Annotated in this window: 5 protein-coding genes; 4 read left to right on the top strand and 1 reads right to left on the bottom strand. The window is 66.5% G+C overall.

Going from position 1 to position 6916, the window contains the following annotated elements; all coding sequences use genetic code 11:
• A partial coding sequence (locus tag H531_RS0111770; protein WP_022799522.1) for an SSO2105 N-terminal domain-containing protein occupies positions 1-1239 on the top strand: 1239 nt, incomplete at its 5' end.
• Here H531_RS0111770 and H531_RS13200 read toward each other — a convergent pair.
• Positions 1236-1715 carry an IS200/IS605 family accessory protein TnpB-related protein gene (locus H531_RS13200; RefSeq protein WP_169562210.1) on the bottom strand — a complete coding sequence of 160 codons (480 nt, stop codon included), beginning with the start codon at positions 1713-1715 and terminating at the stop codon, positions 1236-1238. The two genes, H531_RS0111770 and H531_RS13200, sit on opposite strands and share 4 nt — an antisense overlap.
• Positions 1716-1855: 140 nt before the next feature.
• Between H531_RS13200 and H531_RS0111760 the strand changes: the two genes are divergently transcribed.
• The 3 genes from H531_RS0111760 to H531_RS0111745 all read left to right on the top strand — a co-directional run.
• Positions 1856-3034 (top strand): Fic family protein, encoded by a 1179-nt coding sequence (locus H531_RS0111760; protein ID WP_022799520.1) that lies wholly within the window; start codon positions 1856-1858, stop codon positions 3032-3034.
• Complete coding sequence (locus H531_RS0111755) at positions 3015-5828, top strand: DUF1156 domain-containing protein (protein WP_022799519.1); 2814 nt, start codon at positions 3015-3017, stop codon at positions 5826-5828. Before H531_RS0111760 ends, H531_RS0111755 begins: the two co-directional genes overlap by 20 nt.
• A 401-nt stretch (positions 5829-6229) precedes the next feature.
• The coding region (locus H531_RS0111745) for an RNA-guided endonuclease InsQ/TnpB family protein (RefSeq protein WP_211210539.1) at positions 6230-6916 on the top strand (687 nt) is incomplete at its 3' end.

The following is a 6916-nucleotide window of genomic DNA, read 5'->3' as shown; positions in this document are numbered from 1 at the left end:
AAGCACCTCTCGGGCAAGCCCCTGGAAGCCCTCAAGCGGAGGTGGAAGGAGAAGAGGCAAGGGCTCCTCTACAGCCGGGGGGACAAGAGCAGGGAGGGCAACCTCAACCTCCGCGTTGAGGTCAGGGACGGCGCGCTGTGGCTCCGCGTGAACCTAGGGGTAGGGGGCGAGGAAAAGAAGCCGTACGCCTACGCCCTGGTGAAGACCTCCCACCCCCAGCTCAAAGCCCTCCTGGGGAGGGTCTATTCCTCCTCCCCCTACAACGCGGAGCTCACCCTCAAGGAGGGGAAGCTCTACGCCCACTTCTCCTGGCCCGACGTCCCTCCCCCTCCCGTCCACACCAGAGCGAACGGGGTCCTGGGGATAGACGTGAACAGCGACCCCTACCACCTGGCCCTCGCCGTGGTCTCTCCCGACGGGAACCTCAAGTACCACCTCACCCTTTCCCTGGAGGAAGTAGACGCCGCCCCCAACAAGGGAGCTAAGGAACTCTTCCTCTGGAAAATCGCTCATCAGGTGGTGGCCCTGGCGGAGGAGCACGGGGTGGCCCTCGCCACGGAGAGGCTCAAATACCTCAGGAAGTCAAAAAGAGGCGACGGCTCGGGGCGGAACTTCCGCAAGAAGCAGCACCGCTTCGCCTACCGCTCCCTCCTGGAGAAGATCCACGCCCTTGCCCGTAAGCGGGGCGTGGAGGTCCTAGAGGTGAACCCCCAGGACACCTCCACGATAGGGATGCTCAAGTACGCCCCTCTGCTTTCCCTCTCCAAGGACATCGCCGCCGCCCTCGTGATCGGGAGGAGGGCTCTGGGGTACGAGGAGAGGCTTCCCAAGGGCTACGAGGCCCTCCTCCAAGACGAATCCTTCCTCGCCCACGCCGAGGGGTTCTACCAAGACCGCCTCCAGGAGCTAGAGAAGCTCAAGAGGGCGGAGGGGAACCCCTACCTCAGGCGGAGGCTTTCCCGAGAAATCGGGAAAGCCAAGGCCGCTCTTTCCCTTCTTTTGAGCTTTCGGGGCTCGCCAGGGAGCCGGAAGGGGTCTACCGACGGAAGGAGCGCTTTCGGCGCCCATCCCTGGCGGGTCCTGAAAGTAGGCGCCTTCCTTCCTCTCCTTGGGCGCGAGGTACCGCGAGACCTCTCGCCCCTCAAGCCCATCCTGAACGGATCGTGGGAGAGGTGGGGGGTAGGCCGAGACCCTCATCCTGGTGGGGGGTCGGCGTGCAGAAAGGTGCGCTTCGGCTAACCAGGTCCCTCTGGGGAGACGGGTACCCCCGCAAGGGCGGCCTTGTAGGCGACGAAGGACCGGAGCTGCGCGTAGGGCCAAGCGTGGTGGCGAAGTCTCCGAGCCTGCCCAACCGTTGTCCGCGCCCGGAGGCCCTTGAGGTCTTTAAGGGCGAGGGCGGCGCGGTGCCTTTGGGCCTTCTCCACCAAGCCCTTGGCGAGGGTGTGGTTCGTCGTCTGGGCGAAGCGGCGCTGCTTGCGGGCGAGCTTGCGCAGGTGCCGCCTTGCCGACTGGGTGCCTCGCTTCTGAAGGCGCTGCCCGAGCCTGGCGTAGCGCAGGCGGACCCGCTGCAGAGCCTCCCCAGAGAACCTCTCGCCGGTACTGTCGGTGGCCAGGTTGGTCTGGCCCAGGTTTACGCCCAGCACGCCGCACGGCTCCAAGGCTTCGGGCTCGTCCACCTCGCAGACCACCGCCAGGTAGAAGGCTCCTTGCCGCACGAAGAGCCACAAGGAGGCGGCGAGGCGGCGTTCCTCTGTCGGCTGAGGCCGATAGCCTCCTGCCGCCGCTTTTTGTGATACGGAAGTAGCACATGCCGAGTCTTGTGATACAAGAGGGGGGAACTAGTATCATAAGGCCCGTGCGCCCGGAGGACTTCGCCCCCCAGGCCCCGGGGAAGCTTATGGCCATTGGCCGGGGCCTGTACGCCTTTCTGCCAGATCCATTGCCTCCTCGGTTGGAATGGAGCCAGCGCCTCGTTCTCCTTCTTGACCAGGCCAGTAGGGCCCTTGGGGAACTGGCGGGGCTCTTGCGGCAGCTCCCCAACCCCTACCTTTTCATCCGGCCCTTCATCCAGAAGGAAGCGGTGCTCTCTTCCCGCATAGAGGGGACGCAGGCGGGCTTGCTGGACGTCTACGCCCTCGAGGCCCAGGTGCCCTTGTTCCCCTCCGCGGAGCTCAGGGAAGATGCCCAGGAGGTGCTCAACTACATCCACGCCCTGGAGCGGGGGAGGGAGCTTCTCCAGGAGATACCCCTGTCCCTAAGGCTCCTCAAGGAGGTCCACGCGGTTCTCCTGCGGGGGGTGCGCGGAGAGGGCCGGGCCCCAGGGGAGTTCCGCCGGGCCCAGAACTGGATCGGCTCACCGGGGAGTTCTCTGGAAGAGGCCCGATACGTTCCCCCTCCTCCCGGCCCCATGCTAGAGGCCCTGGATGCCCTGGAGCGCTTCTGGCACAGCGACCACAAGCTTCCGCCCCTCGTGGAGATCGCCCTGGTCCACTACCAGTTTGAGGCCATACACCCCTTCCTGGACGGAAACGGTAGGATTGGGCGGCTCCTCATCACCCTGATGCTTTTGGAGAGGGGGCTCTTGCGGGAGCCCGCCCTGTACCTCTCCGCCTACTTTGAACGGCACCGAACCCTCTACTACGACCTTCTCCTCGGGGTGAGCCAGCGGGGAGCCTGGGAGGACTGGTTGGCCTTCTTCCTGGAAGGGGTGTGCACCGAGGCTAAGGACGTGGCGGAGCGTGCGCGCGGGCTCCTTGACCTCTGGAGGGAGTGGCGGGAAGACTACGGACAGAAGGGGGGAAGCGCCCACATCCTGGGGTTACTGGACCTTCTCTTTGAGCGCCCGGTGTTGACCGTTCCTCTGGTCAAGGACCGACTGGGGATCACCCATGCCTGGGCGAACAGGCTGGTGCAGAGGCTGGAAAAGGACGGCATTCTGACACCCATCAGCGAAAGGAAGCGTAACAGGCTTTACGCCGCCCAGGAGATCCTGAAAATCTTGGAGGAGGCCCGCCATGCCCAGAAAGCTGATTGAGGTTGCCCTGCCCCTCGAGGCCATCAACAAGGAGGCCAGCCGGGAGAAGTCCATCCGCCACGGCCACCCCTCCACCCTGCACCTCTGGTGGGCGAGGCGCCCCTTGGCCACGGCCAGGGCGGTGCTCTTCGCCAGCGTGGTGGACGACCCCGGCGAGCACCTGCCGGAAGACCAGGCGGCCAAGGAGCGGGAGCGGCTCTTCGCCCTTATGGAAAGGCTGGTGAACTGGGACGAGGCCAAGGACCCCGACTCCCCTACCCTCTGGGAGGCCCGCCACGAGATGGCCAAGGCCCTCGCCCGGAGCCTGGGCGAACCCCCGCCCCCTAGGGAGAACCGGGAGGCCCTCCTCGCCCTCCTACAGAAGGCCCCGCCCGTGCTGGACCCCTTCGCGGGCGGGGGGACCATTCCCCTCGAGGCCCAGCGCTTGGGCCTTAGGGCCTACGCCTCCGACCTGAACCCCGTGGCCGTCCTCCTCAACAAGGCCCTCATTGAAATTCCCCCCCGCTTCGCTGGCCTCCCCCCGGTGAACCCGGAGTACCAGGCGAGGCGCCAGCCCACCGACCGCTTCCCCTGGGCCAAGGGCCTTGCCGAGGACGTGCGCTTCTACGGCCGCTGGATGCGGGAGGAGGCCTTTCGGCGCATCGGGGCCTTCTACCCGAGCCTAGAGGGCAAGACCGTCATGGCCTGGCTCTGGGCCCGCACCGTGACCTGCCCCAACCCCGCCTGCCGGGCCGAGGCGCCCCTGGTGCGCTCCTTCTGGCTTTCCAAAACGCGGGGAAGGGAGGCCTACGTGGTCCCCGAGGTGGAGGGGGGAGGGGTGGTGTTCCGCATCCAAACCGGACCGGGCGCACCGCCCCTAGAGGGCACCGTGAACCGCCGCGGAGCCCGGTGCCTGGTGTGCGGCTCCCCCATTCCCCTGGAGCATGTGCGGGCCGAGGGCCGGGCCGGGCGGATGGGGGCGAGGCTCGAGGCCATCGTAACCGAGGAGGCGGGAGGGCGCGGCTACCACGCCCCGGACCCGGAGCACGAGGCCGTTGCCCAAAAAGCCGTGCCCAACTGGAGGCCTACCTATGAACTGACCTACGACCCTCGCGACATCCGGTGCACCCTGTACGGCCTCTCCACCCACGCCGACCTCTTCACCCCCCGCCAGCTCCTGGCCCTCGGCACCTTCTCCGACCTCCTGGAGGAGGCGGAGGAGCGGGCCTATCAGGATGCCCTGAGGATGGGCCTCTCCGAGGACCCCACCCCCTTGGCCCAGGGGGGGAGGGGTGCCCGGGCCTACGCCCAGGCGGTGCGGGTGTACCTGGCGCTGGCGGTGGACCACCTTTGCAACCGGCACAGCTCTATTGCGAGCTGGGATGCGGGGCGTACCACGGTGAGAAGCGTCTTCGCCCGCCAGGCCCTCCCCATGACCTGGGACTTCGCCGAGGCCAACCCCTTCAGCGAAAGTACAGGCTCGTGGGTCAATATGTTGGACTGGGTGGCCTCCGCCCTGGAAACCCTCCCCGCCTCCCCCCCGGGCACGGCCCGCCAGGCCAACGCCCTGGAGTCGGTGAACGGCGTCCCCCACCCGCCCCTCATCTCCACCGACCCGCCCTACTACGACAACGTCAGGTACGCCGCCCTCTCCGATTTCTTCTACGTTTGGCTCCGCCGGAACCTGAAGGAGGTCTACCCCGACCTCTTCCGCACCCTCCTCACCCCCAAGGCCGAGGAGCTCATCGCCGACCCCTTCCGCCACGGAGGCAAGGAGGAGGCCCGTAGACACTTTGAGGAGGGCATGCGCCAGGTCTTCCGCCACCTCAGGAAGCGGGCCCACCCCGACTACCCCCTCACCCTTTACTACGCCTTCAAACAGCAGGAGGTGGAGGAGGACGAAGGACGCGAGGCTGAGGCCGTGGCCTCCACGGGGTGGGAGACCTTCCTGCAGGGCCTTGTGGAGGAGGGCTTCCAGGTGGTGGCCACCTGGCCCATGCGCACCGAGCTGCAAAACCGCCTCCAGGGCCAAGGTTCTAACGCCCTCGCCTCCTCCATCGTGCTGGTCTGCCGCCCAAGGTCCAAGGAGGCCCCCCTCGCCACCCGGCAGGACTTCCTCAGGGCCCTCCGGGCCGAGCTTCCCAAGGCCCTAAGGGACCTCACCCGGGGGAGCATCCCCCCCGTGGACCTGGCCCAAAGCGCCATCGGCCCCGGCATGGCCGTCTTCAGCCGCTACCGGGGCGTGGTGGAGCCCGATGGCAGGCCCCTCTCCGTGCGGGAGGCCCTGGCCCTCATCAACCAGGTCCTGGACGAGTTCCTGGCCGAGGAGGAGGCCGAGCTGGACGCGCCGAGCCGCTTCGCCCTCGCCTGGTACGAGCAGTACGGCTACGGTGAGGGCCCCTTCGGGGACGCCGAGACCCTGGCCAAGGCCAAGAACGTGGCGGTGGCCGCTCTGGAGGAAGGGGGCATCCTCCTCGCTCGGCGCGGGAAGGTGCGCCTCTTAAGGCCCGAGGAGTATCCCGCGGGGTGGGACCCGAAGAGCGACCGGCGCCTGAGCGCCTGGGAGGCTGCCCATCACCTCATCCGCCTCCTGGAGAGGGAAGGGGAGGGGGCCGCGGCCAGGCTCCTCGCCGAGCTTCCCCCCACCCTGGCGGAGGGAGCCCGGGCCCTGGCCTACCGCCTCTATCAGATCGCCGAGCGCAAGGGCCACGCCGAGGACGCCCAGGGCTTCAACCTCCTGGCTGCGAGCTACGGCCACCTGGCGGTGGAGGCGGCGAGAGCGCGGGGGGTGGTGCAGGAGGGGCTTTTTGAGTAGGGAAGGCCTGAGGAATGTGGCCCTGTTTCAAGGGGCGGCGACCAGAGGGACACGATGCGGAAGCCTTTGGACTACTACCTGAGCTTGAAGTACCCCGTGCTCCTGGTGGCGGAGCCGGAAGAGGCTTACGAGGAGCCGCCGGGAAAGCCCACTCTTTCAAGAGTGGGATGAAAGGCGGCCTTAGCATTGGATGCGTTGCAGGGTTCTAATGGCGGTGGTACGATCTCCGTGGACGAGGTCGTACCACTGCAAGGGAAAGTAGGGGCATGACCAAAGCCGAGCGGATCAAGAACACCCTCCGGGAAACGAGGGAAAAGCGGAAGGCCTCGAGGCCCGCCGTCTTCCAGCTCAAGCTCCAGAACCTGTCCGGAAGGAAAGAAGAGCTCCTCCACAGGGCCTTTTTGGAGGCCAAGTGGCTGTACAACTGGTTGGTCTCAGACACGGCCAGGCTCGGCTTGCCCGCCAACAAAATCGGCGCGGTGGAAGTCAAGGTGGGCGAGGCCTTTGAAGAAAGGGCGCTCACCGTCCTCGGCTCCCAGATCAAGCAGGAGATCGCCGATAGGCTCAAAGATAACCTCCGGGCGCTCAGGAGGCTGAAGGAAGGCGGGCACAAGGTGGGCCGCCTCAAGCCCAAGAGGTTCCTCCACTCCATCCCCCTGAAGCAGTACGGCGCGACCTACCGTTTGGACTTTGCCCGGAACAGGGTGAGGATCCAGAAGCTAGGGGAGTTCCGCGTCCTTGGGCTCCACCAGATACCCAAGGGGGCGGAGGTAGCCAACGCTTTCCTGGTGAGAAAGCCGAGCGGCTACTACCTTCACGTCACCTGCTACCTGCCCAAAGGGAAGCCCCTCGGGGAAGCCGTGGGAATAGACTTCGGCGTTAGGTCCAAGCTCACCCTGTCCAACGGGATGGAGATCGACTTCGAGGTGCGCGAAACACCCAGGCTCACGCGGCTTCAGAGGAGGCTCGCAAGGACGGAGAAGGGCTCTAGGAAGAGGAGGAAGATCCAGTCCCTCCTGAGGAGGGAGTACGAAAAGCTCCACAACAGGCGCAGGGACGCTCAGAACAAGGTCCTGGCCTTCCTCAGG

Source organism: Thermus islandicus DSM 21543, assembly GCF_000421625.1.
Taxonomy (GTDB): Bacteria; Deinococcota; Deinococci; order Deinococcales; family Thermaceae; genus Thermus; species Thermus islandicus.
Note: the sequence above shows the minus strand (reverse complement) of the source record. Positions and strands in the feature narration are given on the sequence as shown.

Bases quoted from the DNA above. Each gene is read 5' to 3' on its own strand.
- H531_RS0111755 (WP_022799519.1), top strand. From the start codon at position 3,015: ATGCCCAGAAAGCTGATTGAGGTTGCCCTGCCCCTCGAGGCCATCAAC.